The organism is Caballeronia choica, assembly GCF_001544535.1.
Classification (GTDB): domain Bacteria; phylum Pseudomonadota; class Gammaproteobacteria; order Burkholderiales; family Burkholderiaceae; genus Caballeronia; species Caballeronia choica.
The window spans coordinates 15,707-40,834 of sequence record NZ_FCON02000049.1 but is presented as its reverse complement, the minus strand read 5'-3'; the positions used below and the strand labels follow the sequence as shown (position 1 = coordinate 40,834).

The 25,128-nt window shown below is 65.6% G+C and carries 21 protein-coding genes; 11 read left to right on the top strand and 10 right to left on the bottom strand.

Annotation, left to right across the window (positions count from 1 at the left end; all coding sequences use genetic code 11):
• Window positions 1–80: 80 nt before the first annotated feature.
• The 3 genes from AWB68_RS21355 to speB all read right to left on the bottom strand — a co-directional run bounded on the left by AWB68_RS21355 (window position 81) and on the right by speB (window position 3,478).
• Window positions 81–875 (bottom strand): carbon-nitrogen hydrolase family protein, encoded by a 795-nt coding sequence (locus tag AWB68_RS21355; RefSeq protein ID WP_087646339.1) that lies wholly within the window; start codon window positions 873–875, stop codon window positions 81–83.
• Window positions 876–877: 2 nt separating this feature from the next.
• A complete protein-coding gene (locus AWB68_RS21350; RefSeq protein WP_087646338.1) occupies window positions 878–2,392 on the bottom strand; it encodes a purine-cytosine permease family protein in 1,515 nt (504 codons plus the stop codon).
• Window positions 2,393–2,461: 69 nt separating this feature from the next.
• Window positions 2,462–3,478 (bottom strand): agmatinase, encoded by a 1,017-nt coding sequence (gene speB / locus AWB68_RS21345; RefSeq protein ID WP_087646337.1) that lies wholly within the window; start codon window positions 3,476–3,478, stop codon window positions 2,462–2,464.
• Between the two features lie 126 nt (window positions 3,479–3,604).
• Here speB and AWB68_RS21340 point away from each other — a divergent pair, with 126 nt between their 5' ends.
• Complete coding sequence (locus tag AWB68_RS21340) at window positions 3,605–4,525, top strand: LysR family transcriptional regulator (protein WP_087646336.1); 921 nt, start codon at window positions 3,605–3,607, stop codon at window positions 4,523–4,525.
• Here AWB68_RS21340 and lolA read toward each other — a convergent pair.
• Together lolA and AWB68_RS21330 are read right to left on the bottom strand one after the other, a co-directional pair.
• On the bottom strand, window positions 4,515–5,186 hold the full coding sequence (lolA, locus tag AWB68_RS21335; RefSeq protein WP_235028437.1) for an outer membrane lipoprotein chaperone LolA: 672 nt from the start codon (window positions 5,184–5,186) through the stop codon (window positions 4,515–4,517). The two genes, AWB68_RS21340 and lolA, sit on opposite strands and share 11 nt — an antisense overlap.
• 23 nt (window positions 5,187–5,209) lie before the next feature.
• A complete protein-coding gene (locus AWB68_RS21330) occupies window positions 5,210–7,525 on the bottom strand; it encodes a DNA translocase FtsK (RefSeq protein ID WP_087646335.1) in 2,316 nt (771 codons plus the stop codon).
• A gap of 325 nt (window positions 7,526–7,850) precedes the next feature.
• Between AWB68_RS21330 and trxB the strand changes: the two genes are divergently transcribed.
• The 5 genes from trxB (at window position 7,851) to AWB68_RS21305 (ending at window position 11,587) form a co-directional block, all read left to right on the top strand.
• Entirely contained in the window at window positions 7,851–8,846 is a 996-nt protein-coding gene (trxB, locus tag AWB68_RS21325; protein ID WP_087646334.1) for a thioredoxin-disulfide reductase, read from the top strand.
• 250 nt (window positions 8,847–9,096) lie between these two features.
• Window positions 9,097–9,912: a Smr/MutS family protein gene (locus AWB68_RS21320; protein ID WP_087646333.1), complete on the top strand. Its 816-nt coding sequence runs from the start codon at window positions 9,097–9,099 to the stop codon at window positions 9,910–9,912.
• Window positions 9,902–10,522, top strand: a complete 621-nt coding sequence (locus AWB68_RS21315; RefSeq protein WP_087646332.1) for a trimeric intracellular cation channel family protein — start codon at window positions 9,902–9,904, stop codon at window positions 10,520–10,522. The genes AWB68_RS21320 and AWB68_RS21315 overlap by 11 nt, the downstream gene beginning before the upstream one ends.
• An 85-nt stretch (window positions 10,523–10,607) precedes the next feature.
• Entirely contained in the window at window positions 10,608–11,261 is a 654-nt protein-coding gene (locus AWB68_RS21310; protein WP_087646331.1) for a protein-L-isoaspartate O-methyltransferase family protein, read from the top strand.
• A 2-nt stretch (window positions 11,262–11,263) separates the two neighbouring features.
• Window positions 11,264–11,587, top strand: coding sequence for a rhodanese-like domain-containing protein (locus AWB68_RS21305; protein ID WP_087646330.1), 324 nt, complete (start codon window positions 11,264–11,266; stop codon window positions 11,585–11,587).
• An 89-nt stretch (window positions 11,588–11,676) separates the two neighbouring features.
• On the opposite strand, the gene AWB68_RS21300 is transcribed toward AWB68_RS21305, so the two are convergent.
• From AWB68_RS21300 to hemC, 3 genes are read right to left on the bottom strand one after another with little or no spacing between them, the layout of a single operon-like run.
• A complete protein-coding gene (locus tag AWB68_RS21300) occupies window positions 11,677–12,870 on the bottom strand; it encodes a heme biosynthesis protein HemY (RefSeq protein WP_200828754.1) in 1,194 nt (397 codons plus the stop codon).
• Entirely contained in the window at window positions 12,870–14,984 is a 2,115-nt protein-coding gene (hemDX, locus tag AWB68_RS21295; RefSeq protein ID WP_087646328.1) for a fused uroporphyrinogen-III synthase HemD/membrane protein HemX, read from the bottom strand. The genes AWB68_RS21300 and hemDX overlap by 1 nt, the downstream gene beginning before the upstream one ends.
• Entirely contained in the window at window positions 14,984–15,982 is a 999-nt protein-coding gene (hemC, locus tag AWB68_RS21290) for a hydroxymethylbilane synthase (RefSeq protein ID WP_087646327.1), read from the bottom strand. Before hemC ends, hemDX begins: the two co-directional genes overlap by 1 nt.
• A 274-nt stretch (window positions 15,983–16,256) precedes the next feature.
• On the opposite strand from hemC, the gene ppc reads away from it, so the two are divergent.
• Window positions 16,257–19,334 carry a phosphoenolpyruvate carboxylase gene (gene ppc / locus AWB68_RS21285; protein ID WP_087646349.1) on the top strand — a complete coding sequence of 1,026 codons (3,078 nt, stop codon included), beginning with the start codon at window positions 16,257–16,259 and terminating at the stop codon, window positions 19,332–19,334.
• A gap of 67 nt (window positions 19,335–19,401) precedes the next feature.
• On the opposite strand, the gene AWB68_RS21280 is transcribed toward ppc, so the two are convergent.
• Window positions 19,402–20,154 carry a class I SAM-dependent methyltransferase gene (locus AWB68_RS21280; protein ID WP_087646326.1) on the bottom strand — a complete coding sequence of 251 codons (753 nt, stop codon included), beginning with the start codon at window positions 20,152–20,154 and terminating at the stop codon, window positions 19,402–19,404.
• Window positions 20,155–20,297: 143 nt separating this feature from the next.
• Here AWB68_RS21280 and AWB68_RS21275 point away from each other — a divergent pair, with 143 nt between their 5' ends.
• The 4 genes from AWB68_RS21275 to argH all read left to right on the top strand — a co-directional run bounded on the left by AWB68_RS21275 (window position 20,298) and on the right by argH (window position 24,377).
• Window positions 20,298–21,122, top strand: coding sequence for a helix-turn-helix transcriptional regulator (locus AWB68_RS21275; RefSeq protein WP_087646325.1), 825 nt, complete (start codon window positions 20,298–20,300; stop codon window positions 21,120–21,122).
• A gap of 365 nt (window positions 21,123–21,487) precedes the next feature.
• Window positions 21,488–22,072 carry a sigma-70 family RNA polymerase sigma factor gene (locus AWB68_RS21270; RefSeq protein WP_087646324.1) on the top strand — a complete coding sequence of 195 codons (585 nt, stop codon included), beginning with the start codon at window positions 21,488–21,490 and terminating at the stop codon, window positions 22,070–22,072.
• Window positions 22,072–22,833, top strand: a complete 762-nt coding sequence (locus AWB68_RS21265; RefSeq protein WP_087646323.1) for an anti-sigma factor — start codon at window positions 22,072–22,074, stop codon at window positions 22,831–22,833. Before AWB68_RS21270 ends, AWB68_RS21265 begins: the two co-directional genes overlap by 1 nt.
• A gap of 140 nt (window positions 22,834–22,973) precedes the next feature.
• Window positions 22,974–24,377, top strand: coding sequence for an argininosuccinate lyase (argH, locus tag AWB68_RS21260; protein WP_087646322.1), 1,404 nt, complete (start codon window positions 22,974–22,976; stop codon window positions 24,375–24,377).
• A gap of 120 nt (window positions 24,378–24,497) precedes the next feature.
• On the opposite strand, the gene AWB68_RS46675 is transcribed toward argH, so the two are convergent.
• Complete coding sequence (locus AWB68_RS46675; RefSeq protein ID WP_125482989.1) at window positions 24,498–25,103, bottom strand: hypothetical protein; 606 nt, start codon at window positions 25,101–25,103, stop codon at window positions 24,498–24,500.
• Window positions 25,104–25,128 lie beyond the last annotated feature (25 nt).

The window sequence follows — 25,128 nt, the reverse complement described above, 5'->3', positions numbered from 1 at the left end:
GTCGAAATGCACTGAAAAAAAGGGCCGTTCCTTCAACCGGGAACGGCCCTTCTTGAATGTCACAGCGGCGCTTCGACCTGCTAGGCGTGCCGCGCCGGAACCGGCGCAAGCGCCGCCAGATCGACATAACGAAACGCCTCGCGGGCGCGCGCCACGGCCTCTAGATCGAGCGTCACGTCGAGCACGTCCTCACGCGCGGCGTCCGCGATCGCGATGCGCTCGCCGTCCGGATCGACCGCCTGACTCTGGCCGCAGAACGTATAGCGCTCGCCCTCACCGACCCGGTTCGCCATCACCACCGCCACCTGATTCTCCATCGCGCGCACCGGAATCATCCGGCGATGGACGTGCCCGTACGGATTCATCATGCCGTCCGCGATCACGATCAGTTCAGCGCCGTTCCGGGCCAGCATGCGCGCGGTCTCGGGAAATTCCAGGTCGAAGCAGATCAGCAAGCCGACGCGCACGCCATGCCAGTCGCAAACCGGAAACGCATCGCCTCGTTCGAACACGCCTTCGTCCGATTCGTACAGATGCGTCTTGCGATACTTCAGCAAGACGGCGCCGCTCTCGTCGATCAGCACCGCCGTGTTGTAGAAGCGCCCGCCGTCGTTTTCCGCGAAACCGATCACGACGCTCACTCCCGCCTCTTTCGCGGCCGCGCGCACGGCCGAGATCGACGGCCCGTCGAGCGGCTCGGCCAGTCGCGCGACATTTGCGGGCGTCGGAAAGCCCGACACGTACGTTTCGGAGAACACGACCAGATCGGTCTCGCCGCGCGCCGCCGCGATGGTTTGCAATGCACAGTCGAGATTGCGCCCGATGTCGCCATCGACGAGCGTCGACTGGATCAGCCGGATGCGCGGAGCCGTCATCATCATTCGCCGCTTTGAGTGCGCTTCGCACCCGGCGCGAAATCGCTCTCGCGGATGCCGCGAATCACCCGCTCCTCGGCAGCGAGATCGAGCGAGCGGCTGAGCAGCCAGTACACGCCGCCCGAAACGATCAGCCCGACCAGCCACGCGATATCGACGCCGCCCAGCAAGCGCGCGAAGTAGCCCTCGAAGACGGCTTTCTCGGCTGCCGCGTCGTAGACGAAGAAGAACGGAATCATCGCGACGAAACCGACCACGTAAGCCACGATGCCGCGCGCCTGCCACGCGCCGTAAATGCCCTTCGGCGTGAAGAAATGCGGAATCGCGTAGCGGCCACGGCGCACGAAGAAGTAGTCGACGAGATTGACCGCCGTCCAGGGCACGAGGAAGTAAAGCATCAGCACGAGGAACGTATTGAGCAGCGCGATGCCGTTACCCTTGATCGCGAGCACGCAGATCAGCACCACCGCGCTGATCGCCACGACCGACGCCACGCGCGCACGGCGCGTCGGCGTGATCTTGCGGATCGAATCGACGCCCGTCAGCAGCGTGAGCATCGCGCTATACGTATTCAGCGCGATGATCGGCAGGAATCCCCACACGGAAATAGCGACGATCACATTGCCGAGCCCGGGCAGCATCGACGAGCCGACCTGGTTCAGCGCGACGAGCGCATCGGACGCCTTCAACTCCTGCGCGAGCCACGCGCCGAGGCCGATCATCCACGTGCCGGAGAGCGCCGCGCCGAGGAAGATCGCCGCGATCAGCTTGGTGCGGCTCGTGTTCTTCGGCAGGTAGCGCGAGTAATCGGAGACGTACGGCGCGTACGAGATGTTGTAGCTCGCGCCGATGGCGAACTGCGTCGCGAACGCGATCCAGCTGAAGCCGAGATGCGGCGCCGCAGCCGCTTGAGCGACCTGCGCCGCCGCGGGAGCGTGACCCACGCCGAAGATCAGCGCGATCGTCACGAGCGCGTAGAGCGGCAGCGTCGCGATCAGTGCCCACTTGAACGCCTTGTGCATCAGGTCGTGGCCGTAGATCGACAGCAGCGCACCGGCGGCGATCGCCACGACCGCCACGATCGTCGGGTCGAATCCGAACACGTGCTTGAGGCCGTCGGTGATCAGCGAGACGTTGACCACGTTGAACCCGACGAACACGAAGAGCGTCGCGAACAGCGCGAGGATCACGCCGCGATAGCCGAACTGCGCGCGCGACTGGATCATCTGCGGCAAGCCCATCTCCGGCCCCTGCGAGCCGTGGAACGCCATGAAGATCGTGCCGAACATGATGCCGAGCGCGCCGGCAAGCGTGGTCCAACCGGCCGACAGCCCCATGCCGGGCCCGACGAAGCCGATCGAGATCGTGAAGAAGTGGAAGTTGCCGAGGAACCAGAACGGCCCCTGGCTGGACAGGCGCGCGTGCCGCTCGTTCTCGGGAATGTAGTCGATGGAATGGCTCTCGACTTCAATGGCCGGTCCGACCTGGGGCAAACCGATTGCTTCTTGCTTGTTCATGCGTAAATCGTCTCACTATGTCTTTCTTGGAAGGCGCGGGGCGCCCTGCTCGGCAAAACTCAGCGGACTTCAGGCCCGCCGCTCTACGCCCGGCAGCACGCACAGCAGTTCGAACGCGAGATTCGCGCCGAGCAGCGCCGTCGTGCCGAACGGGTCGTACGGCGGCGCGACTTCGACCAGATCCGCGCCGACGATATTCAGCCCGTACGCGCCGCGAATGATTTCGAGCGCCTGCGGCACGGTCAGCCCGGCGATTTCCGGCGTGCCCGTTCCCGGCGCGAAAGCCGGGTCGATGCCGTCGATGTCGAACGTGATGTAGACCGGGCCGTCGCCCATCTGCGCGCGCACTTCCGCCATCAACGGCGCGAGCGACTTGTTCCAGCACTCCTCCGTCTGCACGACGCGAAAACCCTGCTCGCGGCACCAGTCGAAGTCGCCGGCTTCGTAGCCCGTGCCGCGCAGGCCGATCTGCACGACGCGCTTGCAATCCAGCAGGCCTTCTTCCACCGCGCGGCGAAACGGCGTGCCGTGGGCGATCTTCTCGCCGAACATGGTGTCGTTGACGTCGGCGTGGGCATCGATGTGAATCAGCCCGACCTTGCCGTGCTTCTTCGCGATGGCGCGCAGGATCGGCAGCGCGATCGTGTGGTCGCCGCCGATCGTGAGCGGCTTGCAGTCGTGTTCGAGGATTTCGTTGTACGCGCGTTCGATGCGGTCGATCGAGTCGAGCAGGTTGTACGGATTGATCGCGACATCGCCGATATCGGCGACGCGCAGCGAATCGAACGGCGCGGCGCGCGTCGCCATGTTGTACGGGCGCAGCAGCACGGATTCGCTGCGCACCTGACGCGGGCCGAAGCGCGCGCCGGTACGGTTCGAGGTGCCGAGATCGAACGGCACGCCGACGAAACACGCGTCCAGCCCCGCCGCGGAGTGGACATGCGGCAAGCGCATCATCGTCGTGATGCCGCCGCAGCGCGGCATCTGGTTGCCGGAGAGGGGCTGCGGACGCTCGTTGCGATGATCCGGCGCGGTGAAATGGGAGTCGAAGTGCTCGGCGGGAGCGAAAAGCGAGGATGTATTCATGGCGTTCGATGATTTCCCGTTGAAGATTGATCGGTTCACCCCACATTAATAGGCGTTCGCGGCGGAAGTTAAAATGGCGACGAAATTAACTTCACATCGATCTCCATCGATGTATCGGGCGCAATCATGTTCACGCATCTTTCCGATCTCGACCTGCGGCTGATCCGCGTGTTTCTCGCGATCGTCGATGCGGGCGGGATTTCGTCCGCGCAGGCGACGCTCAACGTCGGCCAGTCGACGATCAGCACGCAGCTCGCGACGCTCGAAACCCGTCTCGGCTACCGGCTGTGCGAGCGCGGACGCGGCGGTTTCGCGCTGACCTCGCGCGGCGAGCAGTTCGTGGAGGCGTGCCGCGCGCTGCTGGCGGCCGTCGATACGTTCGACATGACCGCGCGCAATGTCGGCAAAAAACTGGTGGGAACGCTCACGATCGGGATCATCGGCCATACGCCGATCAGCGCGAGCGCGCGCATCAGCGAGGCGATCGCGAGGTTTAGGGAGCGCGACGAATCGGTGCGGTTTGCCGTGCTGGTGCGCTCGCCGGGCGAACTGGAGGAATTGCTGCTGGCCGGGCGGATTCAGGTTGCGATCGGCTATTTCTGGCATCGCGTGCCGTCGCTGGACTATGCGCAGATCTACGCCGAGGATCAGTTCGCGTATTGCGCGCGCCGCCATCCGCTCTTCGAGCAGGCCGGCGACATCGATCCCGACTACGCCGCCGATTTCGAATGGGCGTGGCGCAGCTATCCGCTGCCGGAAGCCGACGCGATGGCGCCGCGCAACATCAGTGCGGTCGCCGACAACATGGAAGCCGTCGCGATGCTCGTGCTATCGGGGCGACATCTCGGCTACCTGCCCGGGCACTTCGCCGCGCCGTATGAAAAAGAGGGACTGCTCGCGCCGCTGAACCCGGCGAAGATGCGCTACCGCGTCGCGTTCCAGATGGTCACGCGCGGCCGGCAATTGAGAAACGAGATCGTGGAGGCGTTCATCGAGGACATGAACGCCGCGCACGCGGTGGTGGGTGAAACGCAGGTCAGCCGTTGATGACGTCCGCGCCCTTCGGCACGCTGAACTTGAACGTGTCGGCCTTCAGCGGCGGATTTTTCTGGATGTTCGAGAACGTGAGCAGCGTCACGTTGCCGAACACGTCGTGCAGTTCCATCGCTTCGAGATTGCCGTCCTTGAAGCCGATGCCGACCGTCTGGAACTGCGTGTCCTTCGCTTTCGGCGTCAGTTCGAGCCAGTCGATGCCGCCCTTCACGCCTGCGTCGCGCAGCGTGAAGTTCTTGTCCAGGTCGTTGCTGCCGAAGAGAATCGCCGCCGGACTCGCGCCGAGCGAACCGCCGAGCGGACGCACCGTGACCTGGTTCAGGTCCTTGTCGTAGACGTAGAGCTTGTCGCCGTCGGCCTGCAGGATTTGCGAATACGGCTTCTCATACGACCAGATGAACTTGCCGGGACGCGCGAACAGGAACGTGCCGCTCGACGTCCCGCCTCCGGGCCTCGGCGCGACCGTCTGGCTCGCGCCATTCGCCTTGCTCGGCGCCTTGACTTCCTGCTGCACGAACGTGCCGCGCGCGGCATGCACCTGCGAGACGAACGCCTTCAACTGCTCGGTGCCGCTTGCGAACGCCTGCGAGGCAATCAGCATCGACGCACCGGCGAGCCACGCCCCGAACGTGCGATTGAGCCACTTGTGCTGCATATATTTCTCCAAGGATGAAGCGCTTACTCGGCGTCGCGTGCCGGCGTGAGGATTTCGCGATTGCCATTCGACGACATCGCCGAAACCAGCCCCGAATTCTCCATCTGTTCGAGCAGCCGCGCCGCGCGGTTGTAGCCGATGCGCAAATGCCGCTGAACGAGCGAGATTGAAGCGCGCCGGTTCTTGATCACGACTTCCACGGCCTGATCGTATAGCGGGTCGGACTCGCCATCGGCGCCGCCGGTTCCCGCTGCGCCCGCCGACCCTTCGTCGCCGTCGCCGGCGAGGCCTCCTTCGAGAATGCCTTCGATGTAGTTCGGCTCGCCCTGCTCCTTCAGCTTGTCGACCACGCGATGCACTTCCTCATCCGACACGAACGCGCCGTGCACGCGCACCGGCAGGCCGGAGCCCGGCGGCAGATAGAGCATGTCGCCCATGCCGAGCAGCGACTCGGCGCCCTGCTGGTCGAGAATCGTGCGCGAGTCGATCTTGGACGACACCTGGAACGCCATGCGCGTCGGCACATTCGCCTTGATCAGGCCAGTGATCACGTCGACCGATGGCCGCTGCGTCGCGAGAATCAGGTGGATGCCGGCCGCGCGCGCCTTCTGCGCGATCCGCGCGATCAGCTCTTCCACCTTCTTGCCGACGACCATCATCAGGTCGGCGAGTTCGTCGATCACCACGACGATGCTCGGCAGCCGCGTGAGCGGTTCCGGCTCGTCCGGCGTGAGGCTGAACGGATTCGGGATTTTCTCGTCGCGCTTGGCGGCTTCGTCGATCTTGTTGTTGAAGCCGCCGAGATTGCGCACGCCCATCTTGCTCATCAGCTTGTAACGGCGCTCCATCTCCGCCACCGCCCAGTTGAGCGCGTGGCCGGCCTGCCGCATGTCGGTGACGACCGGGCACAGCAAATGAGGAATGCCTTCGTAGACGCTCATTTCGAGCATCTTCGGGTCGATCAGGATCATGCGGACCTGATCGGCGCTCGCCTTGTAGAGCAGCGACAGGATCATCGCGTTGATCCCGACCGACTTGCCCGAGCCCGTCGTGCCGGCGACCAGCAAGTGCGGCATCTTCGCGAGATCGGCGCAGACGGGCTTGCCGCCGATGTCCTTGCCGAGGCCCATCGTCAATGGCGAGGCGGCGTCGGCGTAGACCTCGGAGCCGAGGATTTCGGAGAGCTTGACCGTCTGGCGGCGCTGGTTCGGCAATTCGAGCGCCATGAAATTCTTGCCCGGAATCGTCTCGACGACGCGAATCGACACGAGCGACAGCGAGCGCGCCAGATCCTTCGCCAATCCGACGATCTGACTGCCCTTCACGCCGGTAGCCGGCTCGATTTCATAGCGCGTGACGACCGGCCCCGGATACGCCGCGACCACGCTCACCTCGACGCCGAAATCCTTCAGCTTTTTCTCGATCAGCCGCGACGTGTATTCGAGCGTATCGGCGGAGATGGTTTCCTTCACTTCCGGCGCGGCGTCGAGCAAGGCGATCGGCGGCAGCGTGGAATCGCCCGGCAGGTCCTTGAAGAGCGGCACCTGCTTTTCGCGCTCGACGCGCTCGGACTTCGCCGGCGTCGTGACCGGCGGCACGATCACGACCGGCTCGTGATCCTCGATCTTGACGCGGCCGCGGACGACCTTGCCTTCGCGCGTCGACGCGGCTTCCTCGCCGAGCTTGCGGTCGCGCCCGGCTTCGCGGCGCAGGCGCGCGCCGGTGATCGCGGACATGATGCCGTCGCCGGTTTTTTCGCAGACGGAGAGCCACGAGAAGCGGAAATACAGCGACAAGCCGATCGCGAGCGCGATCAGCAGGAACAGCGTGGCGCCGGTGAAGCCGAACGCGTGCGACATGTGCTTCGCGACCGCCTCGCCGACCACGCCGCCCGGCGCGCGCGGCAGTTGCACCTTGAGCGACCACATGCGCAACGCCTCGACGCCGTCGCTCGCGAGCAGCACCAGCACGAACGCGAAGGCCTCGGCGAGCCAGGTGCGGTCTTTCGCGCCGTCCTCGACAGGCGCCACCGGCTGCGTGATGCGGCGATAGTTCGCGATGATCCGCCGCGCCAGCAGCACGATCAGCCAGTACGAAGACAGGCCGAAGAGCAGGAGCAGGATGTCGGATGTCCAGGCGCCGACGCGGCCCGCCCAGTTGCCGATGTGATCGACGGTCGCGGCGTGCGTCCAGCTCGGGTCGCGCCGGCTGTAGCTCACGAGCGCCATCAGCAGGAACAGACCGACCGCGACCTGGAGAATCCAGCGAATTTCGGTGAAGAGGCGCGACATGCGGTGCGGCAACGCCTGCGCGCTCGCAGAATAGGTAGCTTTTGCCATTGATCCGTGAGGCTTTTTTCACGGCCTCGCAGCGAAACCGCGGGGCCGAATGTGTCGGTCGCCCATTGTAAACGCTGCATTGCGGGGAACGGTCAAAAACGGGCGCTCGTTGCATCCTGTAACACGCCCGAAAGGCTTGCGGCTGCTATCGCCGCCATTGAAAGGTTCACTCGGGTGAGTCTTCTTGTGGACCTTTATAATGTCCGCTTTGCACCCAACTACGGTTCATCGAAGCAGATTGCCACGGGGCCAAAGCGCGAACTCTCCGCCGCTCGGCCCCGAAACCTGCCCCTTCGATCAAACCATCCACAACGGAATTGCTCTCATGTCCTCGCCCAAACACGCCAAAGTGCTGATTCTCGGTTCCGGTCCCGCTGGCTACTCGGCCGCTGTCTACGCGGCGCGGGCCAACCTGTCGCCGCTGCTCATCACCGGCCTCGCGCAGGGCGGCCAGCTGATGACGACCACCGATGTCGAAAACTGGCCCGCCGACCCGCTGGGCGTGCAAGGCCCGGAGTTGATGCAGCGTTTCCAGGAACACGCCGAACGCTTCAACACCGAGATCGTGTTCGACCACATTCACACCGCGAAGCTCAACGAACGGCCGTTGCGCCTGATCGGCGACTCCGGTGAATACACCTGCGATTCGCTGATCATCGCGACGGGCGCGTCGGCGCAGTATCTCGGCGTGCCGTCGGAAGAACTGTTCATGGGCAAGGGCGTATCCGCCTGTGCGACCTGCGACGGCTTCTTCTACAAGAACGGAGACGTGGCCGTGATCGGCGGCGGCAATACGGCCGTCGAGGAAGCGATCTATCTCGCGGGCATCGCGAAGAAGGTGACGGTCGTGCATCGCCGCGACAAGTTCCGCGCCGAGCCGATCCTGATCGACCGCCTGCTCGCGAAGGAAAAGGAAGGCGTCGTCGACATCAAGTGGAATCACGTGCTCGACGAAGTGCAGGGCGACGCAACCGGCGTGACCGCGCTGCGGATCAAGAGCACGCAGACCGGCGACACGACCGACCTGTCACTGCAAGGCGTGTTCGTCGCGATCGGCCACAAGCCGAACACCGATCTCTTCATCAACCAGTTGGAGATGAAGAACGGCTACATCATCACGAAGGGCGGCACGAGCGGCGACGCCACCGCGACGAGCATCCCCGGCGTGTTCGCCGCGGGCGACGTGCAGGACCACATCTATCGCCAGGCGATCACGAGCGCCGGCACGGGCTGCATGGCCGCGCTCGATGCGCAGCGCTACCTCGAAAGCATCGACGAAACGCCGACCCCGCATTCGATGAGCCACGAAAAGGATCGTTGAAACGCGAGCGGCACGGCGGGCCGGTAAAATGGTGTCGCCGCGCTTTTGAACGATTCTGAAATCAGGGCGCCGGCGACGATTCGAAGCCGGCGACGATTCGAAGCCGGCGCCTTTGCATTCGGACGCATGACAAGGGCCGCGCGGTTTCCCGCCGGCCCTTTTTCATGCCGGCCGTGTTAGAAAGAGCGCTCGACATTTCCCGAATCCGAAGCCTCCCGCAAGCACCGCTTCCCTACCCGCCTCAAGTGCGATGCCCAAGAATCTGCCGCATCCGAACGAACCGAAGCCGAGACGCAACCCCGCCCCGCGGCACGCTGCGCCCGCGGAAAAGCCGTCCGCGACGCTCGACGACGTCAAGCAAGCCGTCAAGCGCGACGGCCTCGCGGGGTTGGGCACGTTGCGCCGTGCGCTGAAAGCCGACACCGCGAAACGCGAAATCGAACGCGTGACGGTGGAGCGCGCGGAGCGCGAAGCCAACGAAGACGCCGACGTGTTTCGCCGCTCGATCGGCGAGGTCGAGCCGCTGAAAACCCCGCCGCGCAACACGGCGACGCGCGTCCCGCCGCTGCCGCTCCCGTTGCAGACCCAACGCGACGAGGAAGCGGTGCTCCACGAAGCGCTTTCCGACGAATACGACCCCGAAAGCCTGCTCGAAATCGACGAAACGCTCTCCTACTGCCGTAATGGCATCAGCCAGGAAGTCGTGCGAAAGCTGCGGCGCGGCGCGTGGATCGTGCAGGCGCAACTCGATCTGCACGGCATGCGCCGCGACGAAGCACGCGAGGCGCTGGCGGAATTCATCCGCGAGGCCGTGAAGCGCGGGCTGCGGTGCCTGCGCGTGATCCATGGCAAAGGGCTCGGCTCGATCGGGCGGGAGCCGGTGCTCAAGGGCAAGGTCCGCGCGTGGCTCGTGCAGAAGGAAGAAGTGATCGCGTTCTGTCAGGCCCGGCCGCACGACGGCGGCGCGGGGGCTGTGCTCGTGCTGCTGCAGCCGGGCGGCACGCCGCGCCATCACGGGCATCCGCAGGACAAAGGCCCGCGCAAGGACCCCGGCAGTGCATCCTAGGCTCACGCTCGCCATCTCCGTGATGGAGGCGCTCGCGCTTTTTGCCTATGCGATCTCCGGCCTGATCGAAGCAAGAAAGCGCCGGCTCGATGCGGTCGGCGCGTTCATGGTCGCGCTCGCGACCGCGTTCGGCGGCGGCACCGTGCGCGACGTGCTGCTCTCGCGCCGCCCGTTCTACTGGGTCCAGCACCAGGAGTACGTGGTGGTCATCTTCGTGATGGCGATCTTCGCGCCGATGCTGCTCAGGATGACGACGAGGCTCGTCGACGAACGCATGCTGCTCGTCGCCGATGCCATCGGCCTTGGCCTGTTCAGCATTTCGGGCACGTCGATCGCGCTCGACGCGCAGATGCCCGCGTTCACCGCCGTGATGATGGGCGTGGTGACCGGCGTGTTCGGCGGCGTGATGCGCGACGTGCTGTGCAACGAGGTGCCGCTGATCCTGCGCGACTCGCGGCCTTACGCCGTGTGCGCGTTCGCGGGCTGCTGGATGTATCTGGCGCTCGAGCGCTTCGACGTCGATACGATCTACAACGTACTGCTGTCTACGGCGTTTATCCTCGTCGCGCGGCTCGTCACGTTCAAGCTTGACATCCGGTTGCCGCACTAGCGCCAACGACGCTTGCCGCATTGCGATTTGCTACAATCAGCCAGTCCCCAATAGATCAACCCCCGCGATCAACCGCAGACTGAACATGAACATCGAGCAAGCGCGTTTCAACATGATCGAGCAGCAGATTCGTCCCTGGGATGTACTCGACCAGGACGTGCTGAACCTGCTGTCGCTGGTCAAGCGTGAGAACTTCGTGCCCGCGGCGTACCGCAATATCGCGTTCGCCGACCTCGAAATTCCGCTGCCGGGCGGCGAGCGCATGCTGTCGCCGAAGGTCGAGGCGCGCGTGCTGCAGGAACTCGCGATCACGAAGCGTGAAACGGTGCTTGAAATCGGCGCCGGCTCGGGCTACATGACCGCGCTTCTCGCGGCGCGCGGCCGCGCCGTGACGACCGTCGAGATTGCGCCGGAACTCGCCGCGTTCGCGGAGCAGAATCTGGCGGCGAACGGCGTGTCGAATGCGCACGTCGTCACCGGTGACGGCTCGCTCGGCTGGCCGGACGGCGCGCCTTACGACGTGATCTGCGTGTCGGGCGGCCTGCCGCTGATGCCGCAGGAATTCCTCGAACAGTTGAAGGTCGGCGGCCGGATCGCGGCGTTCGTCGGCGACGCACCGGTCATGAAGGCGCAGATCATCACGCGCGTCGACGAGAAGCAGTTCCGCGTCTCCGATATCTTTGAAACGCTCGTCGCGCCGCTGAAGAACGCCGTGCAGCCGTCGCGTTTCAAGTTCTGATCATGCAGAACCTGTCCGTCACCGACCTCGCCGCGTGGCTCGCCGATTCGTCGCGTCCCGCGCCCGTTTTGCTCGATGTGCGCGAGCCGTGGGAGCTTCAGACCGCGAAAATGGCCAACATCGTGGCGATTCCGATGCGCGACATTCCCGCGCGCAGCGAAGAACTCGACGACGAAGCGCCAATCGTCTGCATCTGCCATCACGGCGCGCGCAGCGCGCAAGTGGGCATGTTCCTCGAATCGCGTGGGTTCACGCACGTGTACAACCTTTACGGTGGTATCGATGCGTGGTCGCGTCAGGTTGACCCGGGCGTGCCGGTTTATTGAGCGTCCGCCGCCCTGCCGGCCCCACCGATAAAAAAGCCGCATGCGTTTGAAGCGCATGCGGCTTTTTTTTTGTCCCTTCCAGCGGCGGCTCAAACCACATTCATCGCCAGCGCACTCTCACGATAGTGCATGCTCGCCTTCTCGGTATCGCCGAGTTGTTCGTGCAACCGAGCAAGCGCGCGATGCGTGCGAATCTTGAGCGGTTCGTTATCCGCTAGCTTGAGCGCCGATTCGAGGAACGCCTGCGCCTTGCCCCACAACTGCTGATGCAGACATAAGCGCCCAAGCGTGAACAGCAAGTCGGCGTCTTCGGTCCGCTCCTTCTGCCACGCTTCCGCGCGCTGAATGAGCGGCAACGCATCGCCGCCGGAAACGCAGTCGGGATAACGCCGCAGCAAGCGCGCGTCCCAATTGTGCGCCAACGCTTCCTCGACGATCCTGCGCGCCTCCGTCCGCCGATCCAGCGCGATCAGCAGTTCGGCGGCGAGGTCGGCGAGACGCGGCGACTGACGCTCCGCCGGCGACAACGACTGCCACAGTTCCAGCAGCGCGTCCGGGTTGTGCCGGCGATCGCGGAGCAGGTTTTCCGCCGCGACTTGCCGCAGACGCACCGCCACCGCCGGATGCAGCGCCTCGCGCTTTTCCAGCGTCTTGACGAGTTTCAGCACCTCGCCCCAGTTCTTCAACTGCTGCTGCGCGCGCAGTGCGATCTGCTGCGCGTGTAGCCGCCGGCCGCCCTGCGCCTGCATCTCGGTCAGCGCGACCAGCGCGCCGTCGGCATCGCGGCCGTCGGCGCGCATGTCGGCGGTCGCCATCAGGCGCGCGTCCTGCCAGTCGGCGCCCGTGATCTGGCCGAGCCACTCGTCGCGGCGCGCGTACTCGTGCATCCGGTGCGCGGCGTTCGCGCCGACGAGGCCGGCTGCGCCCTTGTTCTCGTCGACGTTGAGCGCATCGCGCGCCGCCTTCTCCGCCTTCGAGAAGCGCCCGGCATACAGATGACCGATCGCATCGCGCAGCGACGCGTTCGCCTTCGCCAGCTTGCTGCGCGCGCGATAGGCGGCCACCCGCTGCGGCATCTTCCAGACCGTGCGCACGGCCCGGATCAGCAAGTACAGCACGATGAACAGCACGACGAGCGCCACGACGAACAGGTTTAGCGACACGTCCACGCGATACGGCGGCATGACGAGCAGCACCTGCCCGCCATCGAAGCCGCCGACGGTGGCGACCACGACCGCGACCGCGAACAGCAGCGCCAGCCAGATGAGTCCACGAATCGTCATCATCCGCCTCGCTTGAACTGGTGGACGGCCGCGAGGCTCGCGTTCAGGTTCGGCACGGCGACCGCGAGCGACGCCTGGTCGACCTGCTTGACGAGATCGCGCACGGCCTGGACCTTCTTCGACGACGGGTCGAAGTAGCGGCCAAGCGCGGCATCGGCGGCGTGCAGGTCGGACTTGAGCGTCGGCTCACTGCGCGAGAGCAGCGACAGGCGCGCCGACAGCAGGCGCAGCTTCACGTTCTCACGCACGAAATAGCCCTGGTCGGGCGAAGTCAGCATCGCGTCGGCGTTGTCGATGCGGCGCACCGAAACCAGGCTCGACAACTGTTGCCCGATGCCGCTCGTGAACTGCTGCCACAGCACTTTCCAGCGCGGCTGGCCGGTCGCCGCCGCGATCGTCGCGCTGTTCGCGGGCGCGGCCGCGTGCGCGGTGGCGCGATCGATCGGCGCCTCGCCCGCGAGCGGCAAGTGGTCGATCTGGTCGATGGCGGTGTCGAGCTTGATCGCGAGGCCGGTGAGATCGGTGCTCGGCGTGGACTTCAGCTTGTCGATATCCTGCGCGACGGCCTTGCGGATCGTGACGACCTGCGGGCCGTTCGTCGCGGCGAGGCGTGTGTCGGCGCTTTGCAGCGCGAAGAGCGCCAGCTGGACGTTGCCCGTGAGTTGCAACTGCTGGCTCGCGCTGGAGAGAATCTGCTCGACTTCGGCGATGGTCCAGTCGTCGCGGTTGCTGGCGAGATCCTGGTACTGCTGCTGCAACGCCTGGCTATGGGTCTCGGCGTCGTTCAGCTTGCCTTGCAACTGGATGATCTGCGTGTTGAGCGCGCCCGCGGAACTCGCGGCCTGATCGGCTTTGGCGCGCAGGTCGGCGGCTTCGGTGTCGGCTGCTTGCAGGCGCTGGGCGAACTGCTGGTCGGTTCGCTCGAACTTGCGGTTGATCAGGAAGCCACCCGCGCCCGCCGCCACCGCGACGATCACGATCACGGCCCACAACAACGCAGTGCCCGCGCCGCCGCCGCGCTTCGGTTGCGCCTCGTAGGGCGTGAATGGCGTGTTCGGCGGCAAGGGCGGTGTCACAGTCGGCTGAGGTGGGGCTTTCTTGGAATCGTTCGAATCAGTCATGCGTGATTGAGCCGGTTGGTGGGCCGGCGCTGCGGCCGGTTTGGAATCCGTCGGCGCGGATTCCGCATTGGAGTTCTTCGAAGCGTCGATGGTCGATTGTCTCGATTGCGTCGACTGGGGAGCGGCATCTCGTGCGGCCGGGGCTGCGTCTGTGGCGGCAAGCGTTGCCCTGATCGCCTCCGCGATGCGCTCGTCGCCGGCACCGGACACCGTAATCCTATCAAAACCCGCCTGCCGCGCGGCTTCGGCAATACGCGGATGCGGCGTCACGAGCGGCGCGCGCTTCAATTGCGCGGTTTCATCGCGGCTCAGATGCTCGCGTGCGAGTTCCTCGAGATTGCGCACGCCTTCGGAACTCGTCAGCAGCCATCCGTGTGCGCCGTTCGACACGTCGGCGAGCAACGCGTGGATGCGCTCCCACTTCTGCATCGACGGCTCGGGCACGATGCGCCGGTACGCCGCCACTTTCTCGACCGTCGCGCCGGCTTCGGTCAGCCGCTCGGCGAGCCATTCGCGGCCGCCGTCGCCGCGCACGATCAGCACGCGCTTGCCTTCGAGGCCCCCGCGTCCTTCGGCGCCGAAGTGCGCTTCGATCGCGACGTAGAGCGCTTCGGAATCGAAACGCGGATCGGGGTGTTCGGCCGATGGGCTGATCACGCAATAGCCGGGCGCCGCCACGCCCTGCCGCGCGAGCGCCGCGATGCTGCCTGGACCTACGACGCCCACCGGCACATCCGCCGGCCACGAAGCGCCGAGCTTGCCGAACGCGTAGTCGACGGCGTTCGGCGACACGAACACCACCAGCGCGTACTTGCGCGGGCCGTAGAGCTCGTCGAGCGCGGCGCGCAGCAGGGCGTCGTCGCTGACGGGGGCGATGTCGATCAGGGGGAATTCGAGTGTGTCGAAGCCGTCTGCGGCGAGACGCGCGAGCAACGCGGCGGACTGGCCGATCGGCCGGGTGACGACTACGGTTGCACGACGCGCGCTCGTCATCAGGCGGCGGGCGTCGCGGCGGGCGGCACGCGCGCGCCGCTTGCCGTGGAAAGCGCGCGCACGATCTCCATCGCGCCCTGCGCTTCGAGATCGGCGGAAACGCGCCGGCCCAGTTCCAGCGCGCCTTCGAGGTCCGGCGCGGCCGCTGTGCCTTCGGCTGTCAGCACGCGCTGGCCATCGGGCGTCGCCACGCAACCGCGCAGGCGCAACGTGCCGTCGTGCCATGTCGCGTACGCGGCGAGCGGCACTTCGCAGCTACCGCCCAGCGAGCGCGAAACCATGCGTTCCGCTTCGACCGCCGCGGCCGTCTGCGGATGATGCAGCGGCGCGAGCCACGCGGCGAGGTCCGCGCGATCGGCGCGAATCTCGATGCCGAGCGCGCCCTGCCCTGCGGCCGGAAGGCTTTCGTCGACATCGAGCAGCGCGCGGATGCGTGCCTCCAGCCCGAGCCGCTTCAAACCGGCCGCGGCAAGGATGATCCCCGCGTAGTCGCCGCGATCGAGCTTGGCGAGCCGCGTGTCGAGATTGCCGCGCAGCGGACGCACGTCGAGGTGAGGAAAATGCATGCGCAGCATGGCCTCGCGACGCAGGCTCGACGTGCCCACGATGCTGCCTTCCGGCAACTCCGCCAGAGAAGCGAACTGCGACACGAACGCATCGCGCGGATCCTCGCGTTCGAGAATCGTGCTGAGCGCGAAGCCGTCGGGCAATTCCATCGGCACATCTTTCAGCGAATGCACGGCGAGATCCGCGCGGCCTTCGGCGAGCGCGGCTTCCAGTTCCTTTACAAACAAGCCCTTGCCGCCCACCTTCGAGAGCGTGCGATCAAGAATCTGGTCGCCGCGCGTCGTCATTCCGAGGATTTTTGTGTCACAAGATGGATATAATTTGTGCAGCGCACACCGCACGTGCTCGGCTTGCCACATGGCGAGCCGGCTTTCCCTAGAAGCGATCACAAGGCTCTTGGGTGGTGTCGTGGAATGTGTCTCGGAATTCATTGATGCTCGATCGAATGACGGGATGGATAACAAACAATGGTAGCACGCACGCCAGGGTCCATTTACAGACGGATAACCCGCCTAGAGCCTGTGCAAGGCCGTCAGGCGGGCGTCGTGGAAGGAGACGAGGGACCGCGAGGTCCCGGACTGCAGGTGCTTCACCCTCTCCTCGCACGCACGATCGACAGAGCGGCAGTGCATTCGATGAGCGCCCATTGCGCCGCGATGCCGTCTCCCTCTGTATATGGGCCTTGGCTTCCATGAGGAACCCAACGTGACGTCTTCCGGATCGGCGCGCCGCGCGCGCCGCAATGCTGCTTTGCCCGACTCCCCGTCCGACGCTTCGCGTCCGGCGCCGTCGTTGTCATCCACCGTCGTCACGCGCGCCGCGACCGCCACGAAGGCGTCGAAGACGGCCGTCGCGGTCAAGACGCCGAAGTCGGCTGCAAAGCCCGCGGCTGTGAAACCCGCGGCGGCGGACAAGCCGAACGGCGCGGACGCAGCGCCGGCGGAATCGTCGAAACGCGCGCCCACCCGCGCCCGCGAAGACAAGGACCGGCCGCTTTTCGAAGACATCCGCTTCCTCGGCCGCCTGCTCGGCGAAGTGCTGCGCGAACAGGAAGGCGACGCGGTATTCGACGTCGTCGAAGCGATTCGCCAGACGGCCGTCAAGTTCCACCGCGAAGATGACGGCGAGGCGTCGCAGACGCTCGAAAAGCGCCTGCGCCAGTTGACGCCGGAACAGACGGTCAGCGTCGTGCGCGCGTTCAGCTATTTCTCGCATCTCGCGAACATCGCGGAAGACCGGCATCACAACCGGCGTCGCCGCATTCACGCGCTCGCCGGGTCCGCGCCGCAGGCCGGCACAATCGCCTATGCCATCGAGCAGATGCAGGCCAAGTCGAAGGGCGAAGAGACAAAAGGGCTGCTGCAGAAATTCTTCGACGACGCGCTGATCGTCCCCGTACTCACCGCGCACCCGACCGAAGTCCAGCGCAAGAGCATTCTCGACGCGCAACACGACATCGCGCGCCTGCTCGCCGAGCGCGACCAGGAATTGACGGCCCGCGAGCGCTCGCACAACGAATCGCTGCTGCGCGCACGCGTCACGTCGCTCTGGCAGACGCGCATGCTGCGCGACGCGCGCCTGACCGTCGGCGATGAAATCGAGAACGCGCTCTCCTATTACCGCGCGACCTTTTTGGCCGAAATCCCCGCGCTCTACGCCGACATCGAGAACGCGCTCGCCGAGCACGGTCTGGCCGCGCGACTGCCGCCGTTCTTCCAGATGGGAAGCTGGATCGGCGGCGATCGCGACGGCAATCCGAACGTCACCGGCCCGACGCTTGAAACCGCCATCACGCGGCAGGCGACGGTGATCTTCGAACACTATCTGGAGCAGGTGCACAAGCTCGGCGCGGAACTGTCGGTGTCGAACCTGCTCTGCGGTTCGAGCGATGCGCTGAAGGCGCTCGCCGACGCATCGCCCGACCAGTCGCCGCATCGCACCGACGAGCCGTACCGGCGCGCGCTGATCGGCATCTATACCCGGCTCGCGGCGAGCGCCCGCGTGCGGCTCGGCGAAGGCGTCGTGTCGGTGCGGAGCCCCGGGCGCGGCGCCGCACCGGTTCGCGCGACGCCGTACGCCGATGCCGCCGAGTTCGCGCGCGATCTGCACGTGCTGATCGATTCGCTCGGACAGCATCACGGCGCGTCGCTCGCAACGCAGTGTCTCGCGCCGCTCGCTCGCGCGGCCGAAGTGTTCGGGTTCCATCTGGCGAGTATCGACTTGCGGCAGAGCTCGGACATCCACGAGGCGGTGATCACGGAATTGTTCGCGCGCGCGGGCGTCGAGGCGGATTACGCCGCGCTTTCCGAAGAAGAGAAGCGCAGCCTGTTGCTCAAGGAACTCGCCCAGCCGCGGCCGCTGCGCCTGCCCTACGCGGACTACTCCGATCTCGCGAAGAGCGAACTCGGCGTGCTGGAAATGGCCCGCGTGACGCGCGAGAAATTCGGCGAGCGCGCCGTGCGCAACTACATCATTTCGCATACGGAAACCGTCAGCGACCTGCTGGAAGTGATGCTGCTGCAAAAGGAAACGGGCGTGCTGCAAGGGCGTCTCGGCAGCGACGACGACGCCGCGCGCAACGGCCTGATGGTGATTCCGCTCTTCGAGACGATCGCCGACTTGCGCAACGCGCCGCACATCATGGGCGAATTCTTCGCGCTGCCGGGCATCGACGCGCTCGTCGAAAACCAGGGCGGCGAGCAGGAAGTGATGCTCGGCTACTCCGACAGCAACAAGGACGGCGGCTTTCTCACGTCGAACTGGGAGTTGTATCGCGCGGAACTGGCGCTCGTCGCGCTGTTCAAGCAGCGTGGCACGACTTTGCGTTTGTTCCACGGACGCGGCGGCACGGTCGGACGCGGCGGCGGCCCGACCTATCAGGCGATCCTGTCGCAGCCGCCCGGCACCGTCGACGGGCAAATCCGGCTGACCGAACAGGGCGAAGTGATCGCGAGCAAGTTCGGCAATCCGGAAATCGGGCGGCGCAACCTGGAGACGGTCGTCGCGGCGACGCTCGAAGCGTCGCTGTTGCCGCACGAAAACGCGCCCGCGCAATTGCCGCTCTTCGAAGCGGCGATGCAGACGCTGTCGGACGCGGCAATGGCGTCCTATCGCGCGCTCGTCTACGAAACGCCGGGCTTCACCGACTACTTCTTCTCCTCGACGCCGATCGTGGAAATCGCGGAACTCAACATCGGCAGCCGGCCGGCTTCGCGCAAGCTCCAAGACCCGAAGCAGCGCAAGATCGAGGATTTGCGCGCGATCCCGTGGGGCTTCTCGTGGGGTCAATGCCGGTTGCTGCTGACCGGCTGGTACGGCTTCGGCAGCGCGGTGAGTGAATATCTCGACAGCGCCGACACCGACGCCGAGCGCAACAAGCGTCTCGCCACGCTAAAGAAGATGCACAAGACCTGGCCGTTCTTCGCGAATCTGCTGTCGAACATGGACATGGTGCTCGCCAAGACGGATCTCGCGGTGGCCTCTCGCTATGCGCAACTCGTCGCGGACAAGAAGTTGAGGAAGCACGTGTTCGAGCGGATCGTCGGCGAGTGGGAGCGCACGTCGAACGTGCTGGCGGAGATCACCGGCAAGAGCGAACGCCTCGCCGACAACCCGCTCCTCGCGCGTTCGATCAAGAACCGCTTCCCGTATCTCGATCCGTTGAATCACTTGCAGGTCGAGCTACTGAAGCGTCACCGCGCCGGCGACCAGAACGTGCGCTTGCGGCGCGGGATTCACCTGACGATCAACGGCATCGCGGCGGGATTGCGCAATACGGGCTGATCGGCGGCGTTGAAAAAACGACGGCACGGAAATGATCCGTGCCGTTTTTATTGGTGCCTCCAGGAAATCAGCTCGCCTCGATCATCAACGCGTCGAGTTCGAACGAGCCGTCTTCCTGCACCGCGAAGTACTGCCGCACTTCGTCGGGCGCGTTGTTCCACATCGACTTGATCGCGACCACGCGCTCCGGCGGCGTGCGCATGCGCTTAACCCACGCGTCGAATTCGAGCGGCAGGCGCCAGCGACTCTTCACCTTTGCCTGAAAGCCCGCGCCTTCAAACAACGCGATCCACTCGTCGGCGCGATAGTCGCGGATATGCGAACCGTCGCGCAACAACTCGATCGCCTGGATGTGCGTGTCGAGGAGCGGATGATCGGCGCCCGCGATATCGACGAACAGCACGCGTCCGCCCGGCTTCAGCACGCGCCGGACCTCGGCGAGCGCCGCCGGCACGCCGTGCCAGTGATGCGCGCTCATGCGCGAGAGCACCCAGTCGAACGAGGCATCGGCGAACGGCAGTTTCTCCGCCGGTCCTTGCTGCGTGCGGATGTTGTCGAGGCCGCGCTCGCGCGCCGCGCCGGCGACCGTCGCGAGCATCGGCTCGGCGATGTCGTAGGCGACCACGGATTGCGCGCCCGGCGCCACCGCGAAGCTCACGTGACCCGCGCCGCAGCCCAGGTCGAGGACGACGGCGCCCGGTGTCGCGGCGACTTGGCGCGCCAGTTCCTGCAAATCGGCGCCCGTCGCGTGGACGGCGCTCGTCAAATAGGCGGCGGCGGTGGTGCCGAACGCGTCGGCGACCTGGTCGTGGTGTTTCATTGAATGCTCCGTGCAGTGGGTTTGACAGCGCGTTATCGGGGGTCCGAGCCGCTACAATAGAGCCCGCCTTGTACCAGTACAAGTCAAGCAATTATTCTGGTATCTAAACTACCCGCCGGATTATCCAGCCGGCCCCGAGTCTGATGATCACGCCGTCCACAGAAAAAAACGAGACCGCTCCGCCTCCGCTCGACGCGACGCCCGCGCGCGCGCTCGGCGATTTCATCCGCGCGCATCGCGAGCGGCTTTCGCCGCTCGCCGTCGGCCTGCCGCCCGGGCCGCGCCGCCGCACGCCGGGCCTGCGCCGCGAGGAAGTCGCGCAGTTGTGCGGCGTCAGCCCGACCTGGTACACGTGGATCGAGCAAGGCCGCCCGGTGTCCGCTTCCGCCGATGCGCTCGCGCGCATCGCCGTCGCGCTCCAGTTGTCGCGCGCCGAACGGGCGTATCTGTTCGAACTGGCCGCCCAGCGTGATCCCGCCGAGCCCGATCCGGCGGCGCAGGACGCGCCGGCCGCGCTGCTGCAGACGGTCGCGCTGATCGGCGCGCCCGCCTACGTGCTCGACCGGCAGTGGAACGCGCTGCGCTGGAACCCGCAGGCCGCCGACTTGTTCGTCGGCTGGCTCGACGGCGAAAACGACCGCAACCTGCTGACCTACATGTTCACGATGCCGCGTGCGCAGGAACTGGTCGTCGACTGGGAGACGCGCGCGCGGCGGCTGGTCGCGGAGTTTCGCGCCGATTCGATCCGCCATCTGAACGACGCACCCACCCGCGCGCTGATCGACGGCCTGAGCTCGGCGAGCGACGCGTTTGCGCGCTTCTGGGCGTCGCAGGATGTCGGTGAGCGGGAAGGCGGCGAACGCGCGTTCAACCATCCGGCGCATGGGCGGCTCGTCTATCACCAGATCACGTTCAAGCCCGCGCATCGCGAAGACCTGAAGCTCGTGATCCTGGTGGGAAGCGAATGAGTGCGCCGCATCGGAAGCACACAAAAAATACCCGGCCGTGAAGGCCGGGTAAAAACCGTCTTCCCCGGATGCGCCAGGGAAAACGGGGACACGCGGTGAGCGTGGCCGCGCACGGCGCGCGACGCCCGGCGTTTCTGGTTTCTCGTTTCCCCGAACGGTCTCCCGGCTGTTGTCTCTCCTTACGCCGCATCGATTCGAGCGGATGCACGCGTTTCCTGCACGCCGTCACCCTCCCTACGTTGCGGCGATCCAATCGGATGCAGACTCATCCAGAAAAATACGGGGTCGGACGACGCCCGTTAGTTCTGTAAGATGGTCGCGCGCCTTCGAACGCTCCCTTCGAACGGCCTCACGCGACCGGTCCCATGACGACAGCCCTCCCCCGCGATCCGACACCCGACACGCTCGTGCAACTGCTGGATCGCGTCGCGAGCGAGGACGCCGCCGCGCTGCGCGCGCTCTACGACCTCACTTCGTCGAAACTGTTCGGCCTCGCGCTTCGTATATTGGTGAAGCGCGAGTGGGCCGAGGAGGTTCTGCAAGACGCTTTCGTCAACATCTGGCGCTATGCGGGCGACTATCGCGCGGGACTCTCCGCGCCGATGACCTGGATGGCGGCAATCGTGCGAAATCGCGCGCTCGACTACCTGCGGCGGCAGAAGGCCAACGGCGCGAGCGCGGAGACGCAATGGAGCGAAGCGTTGGACGACACCCTGCCCGGCAACGAGGCCGATCCGTCGGAACAGACGCTGCTGAGCGAGGAAGCACGGCAGCTCAGGCTCTGCATGGAACGGCTCGAAGCGAACCAGCGTCAGGCTGTCGCGCTCGCCTATCTGCGTGATCAGAGCCACAGCGAAGTGGCCGAGGTGATGAAAGTCCCGCTCGGCACGGTGAAATCGTGGATCCGGCGCGGCCTCGAAAAGCTCAAGGCTTGCCTGGGAGGTCTGTGATGGACCTGCACCGGCACGCAGGACTCGTCGACCGGCTCGCCGCCGAATACACGCTCGGCGTGATGCGCGGCCCTTCGCGGCGGCGCTTCGAAAGCATCGCGCAACGCGATCCGGCGATTCGCGTCGCGATCGAAACGTGGCGAGCGCATGTCGAGGCGCTCGGCGAACTCGCGCCGGGCGCCGCGCCGCCGCCATCCGTCTGGGCGGCGATCGAGCGGCGCCTGAATCTCCCGGGCGCCGCGCGGGAAGCCGTCGTCGCAGCGAAGCCGAGGCCCGCGCCGCGCTGGTTCGAAAACCTGTCGTTCTGGCGCGGCTGGTCGATTGCCGCGACGGCGGTGGCCGCGCTCGCGCTCGTCGTCGCGCTGCGGCAGTTGACGTCCGCGCCAGTGTCCGCGCCCGTGCCGGTGCCGCAAGTCGCGCAGGAACCGCACGTCGGCTACGTCGTGACACTCGCCGACAAGGACGCGCGCGCGTTCATGCTCGTCACCTGGGACGACCGGACCTCGGAACTGACCGTGCGCCGCCTGAGCGGAGCCGCCGACCCCGCCGACAAATCGATGCAACTCTGGGGCCTTCCGAAAGAAGGCCATCCGGTGTCGCTCGGCGTGTTGCCGGCGGGCGGCACGGCGCGCATCAAGGCGGCATCGGTCAATGCGTTCCCGGCGCTCGCGGTGTCGGTCGAGCCGCTTGGCGGGTCGCCGAATCCGAACGGGCCGACGGGGCCGGTCGTCTACACCGGGAAAGTGATTCCGGCGGCTTGATGCGCGCCGTCCCGTGCGCCGCCCGGGCGCGCCCGGGGCCGGCGCACGAGCGCGTTTTACGAAAACTCCGATGCTAAAATCGCGGATTCCCCGGCTTCGCGCCGCCTGCTGCCGCTCACTGTCCCGAACCTGAAATCACCATGACGTCCCAACTGCACAAAAAAGGCGAAGCCTGGTCGGCTCGCTTCTCCGAGCCGATGTCGGAACTCGTCAAACGCTATACGTCGTCGGTGTTTTTCGACAAGCGGCTCGCGCTCGTCGACATCGAAGGATCGCTCGCGCATGCATCGATGCTCGCTGCGCAGAAGATCATCGGCGTGGACGACCTGGAAGCGATTCAACGCGGCATGACGCAGATCCGGGGCGAAATCGAGCGCGGCGAGTTCGAGTGGAAGCTCGATCTGGAAGACGTGCACCTGAACATCGAAGCGCGCCTCACGGCGCTGATCGGCGATGCCGGCAAGCGCCTGCACACCGGCCGCTCACGCAACGACCAGGTCGCGACCGACATCCGCCTGTGGCTGCGCGGCGAAATCGACCGCATCGGCGATCTGCTGAAGGGATTGCGCCTCGCGCTGATCGATCTCGCCGAGCAGCACGCCGGCACGATCATGCCCGGCTTCACGCACTTGCAAGTCGCGCAGCCGGTGACGTTCGGGCATCACCTGCTCGCCTACGTCGAGATGTTCACCCGCGACAGCGAGCGCATGCGCGACTGCCGCGCGCGCGTGAACCGCCTGCCGCTCGGCGCGGCGGCGCTCGCGGGCACGAGCTATCCGATCGACCGGCACGCGGTGGCGAAGACGCTTGGCTTCGACGGCATCTGCGCGAATTCGCTCGATGCGGTTTCGGATCGCGATTTCGCGATCGAATTCACGGCAGCGGCGGCGCTCGTGATGACGCACGTCTCGCGTTTCTCGGAAGAACTCGTGCTGTGGATGAGCCCGCGCGTCGGCTTCATCGATCTGGCGGACCGCTTCTGCACCGGCTCGTCGATCATGCCGCAGAAGAAGAACCCGGACGTGCCGGAACTCGCACGCGGCAAGACCGGGCGCGTGAACGGGCATTTGATGGCGCTCCTCACGCTGATGAAGGGCCAGCCGCTCGCGTACAACAAGGACAATCAGGAAGACAAGGAACCGCTCTTCGACACCGTCGATACGGTCGCCGACACGCTGCGGATCTTCGCGGAGATGGCGGCGGGCATCACGGTGAAGCCGGACGCGATGCGTGCGGCGGCGTTGCAGGGCTTCTCGACGGCAACCGATCTCGCCGACTATCTGGTGAAGCGCGGCCTGCCGTTCCGCGATGCGCACGAAGCGGTCGCGCATGCGGTGCGCATCTGCGTGGATCGCAACTGCGATCTGGCGGATTTGTCGCTGGAGGAAATGCGCGAGGAGTTGCCGAGGGTCGCGCATCTGCTTGGCGATGACGTGTTCGAGTATTTGACGCTCGAAGGATCGGTGGCGAGCCGCGATCATGCCGGCGGGACGGCGCCGGAACAGGTTCGGGCGGCGGTGAAGGCGGCGCGGGCGGCGTTGTAAGCGAGGTGGTCCGCGCGTTTTCGCTAATCAAGAAAAGGGGTATCCGTATTGGGCGGTGCTTTCTGCTGCATCGCTAAAACCGGATACGCCAACCGCGCGTTGCACGGCGGACGCGATGCGCTAACGCGGATTAATCTGCTTCACGACATCAGCCACGATGGCACGGGTCTGCCTGTCGGTAGTCGGTGCGAAGATGCCCTGCCATGCCGAAGACTTGGTGTTGTAGGAGCGCTCCCCGAATACCTGGTCAGTCTGCAGATCGCGGAAAGTCACCTTGGCTCGCATGAAGGCATTGCCTGTCATGATTCCAAATGCGATCCGTGCACCTTGAGAGACGAAGTGGTAGTCGTCAACATAGACATCCACGACTGTGCCGGCGCCGCTCCGGGATGCTATTCCTGCGGTTTCATCGATGAAGTCAAGTCCTTCCGGGTTTGAGGCACCTTGCATGGCTTCCCGCCATTCTGTCTGCACCTGCGGCCAGTCGGACGAGGCCGTGGCTACCTTTGATCCGTTCATGCGCAGAACAACTGTATGGGTTGAAGCAGGTGGAACAGCGATGCTGGCTACCGAGGTCCTTTCACCCGACGGCGCATTGTCCTGGGTCTGCAGCGTAGCGGCGCATCCGCCGAAGAAACCTGTGCTTGCGCTCACGATAAGAATCGATAGTAGTCGTCTCTGCATTTGAGTGTTCCAACTGATGAAATCGTTTTGCCGAATGGACATACAGGCTCTATATCGGCATGAGATC

Excerpts from the sequence above, each read along its gene's own strand:
- AWB68_RS21350 (WP_087646338.1), bottom strand. The coding sequence starts at position 2,392 with ATGAACAAGCAAGAAGCAATCGGTTTGCCCCAGGTCGGACCGGCCATT.
- AWB68_RS21300 (WP_200828754.1), bottom strand. The coding sequence starts at position 12,870 with ATGACGATTCGTGGACTCATCTGGCTGGCGCTGCTGTTCGCGGTCGCG.
- AWB68_RS21320 (WP_087646333.1), top strand. The coding sequence starts at position 9,097 with ATGCCCAAGAATCTGCCGCATCCGAACGAACCGAAGCCGAGACGCAAC.
- argH (WP_087646322.1), top strand. The coding sequence starts at position 22,974 with ATGACGTCCCAACTGCACAAAAAAGGCGAAGCCTGGTCGGCTCGCTTC.
- AWB68_RS21340 (WP_087646336.1), top strand. The coding sequence starts at position 3,605 with ATGTTCACGCATCTTTCCGATCTCGACCTGCGGCTGATCCGCGTGTTT.
- hemDX (WP_087646328.1), bottom strand. The coding sequence starts at position 14,984 with ATGACGAGCGCGCGTCGTGCAACCGTAGTCGTCACCCGGCCGATCGGC.
- AWB68_RS21310 (WP_087646331.1), top strand. The coding sequence starts at position 10,608 with ATGAACATCGAGCAAGCGCGTTTCAACATGATCGAGCAGCAGATTCGT.
- AWB68_RS21275 (WP_087646325.1), top strand. The coding sequence starts at position 20,298 with ATGATCACGCCGTCCACAGAAAAAAACGAGACCGCTCCGCCTCCGCTC.
- AWB68_RS21270 (WP_087646324.1), top strand. The coding sequence starts at position 21,488 with ATGACGACAGCCCTCCCCCGCGATCCGACACCCGACACGCTCGTGCAA.
- speB (WP_087646337.1), bottom strand. The coding sequence starts at position 3,478 with ATGAATACATCCTCGCTTTTCGCTCCCGCCGAGCACTTCGACTCCCAT.
- AWB68_RS46675 (WP_125482989.1), bottom strand. The coding sequence starts at position 25,103 with ATGTCCATTCGGCAAAACGATTTCATCAGTTGGAACACTCAAATGCAG.
- AWB68_RS21305 (WP_087646330.1), top strand. The coding sequence starts at position 11,264 with ATGCAGAACCTGTCCGTCACCGACCTCGCCGCGTGGCTCGCCGATTCG.
- lolA (WP_235028437.1), bottom strand. The coding sequence starts at position 5,186 with ATGCAGCACAAGTGGCTCAATCGCACGTTCGGGGCGTGGCTCGCCGGT.
- hemC (WP_087646327.1), bottom strand. The coding sequence starts at position 15,982 with ATGAATTCCGAGACACATTCCACGACACCACCCAAGAGCCTTGTGATC.
- trxB (WP_087646334.1), top strand. The coding sequence starts at position 7,851 with ATGTCCTCGCCCAAACACGCCAAAGTGCTGATTCTCGGTTCCGGTCCC.
- AWB68_RS21355 (WP_087646339.1), bottom strand. The coding sequence starts at position 875 with ATGACGGCTCCGCGCATCCGGCTGATCCAGTCGACGCTCGTCGATGGC.
- AWB68_RS21330 (WP_087646335.1), bottom strand. The coding sequence starts at position 7,525 with ATGGCAAAAGCTACCTATTCTGCGAGCGCGCAGGCGTTGCCGCACCGC.
- AWB68_RS21265 (WP_087646323.1), top strand. The coding sequence starts at position 22,072 with ATGGACCTGCACCGGCACGCAGGACTCGTCGACCGGCTCGCCGCCGAA.
- AWB68_RS21280 (WP_087646326.1), bottom strand. The coding sequence starts at position 20,154 with ATGAAACACCACGACCAGGTCGCCGACGCGTTCGGCACCACCGCCGCC.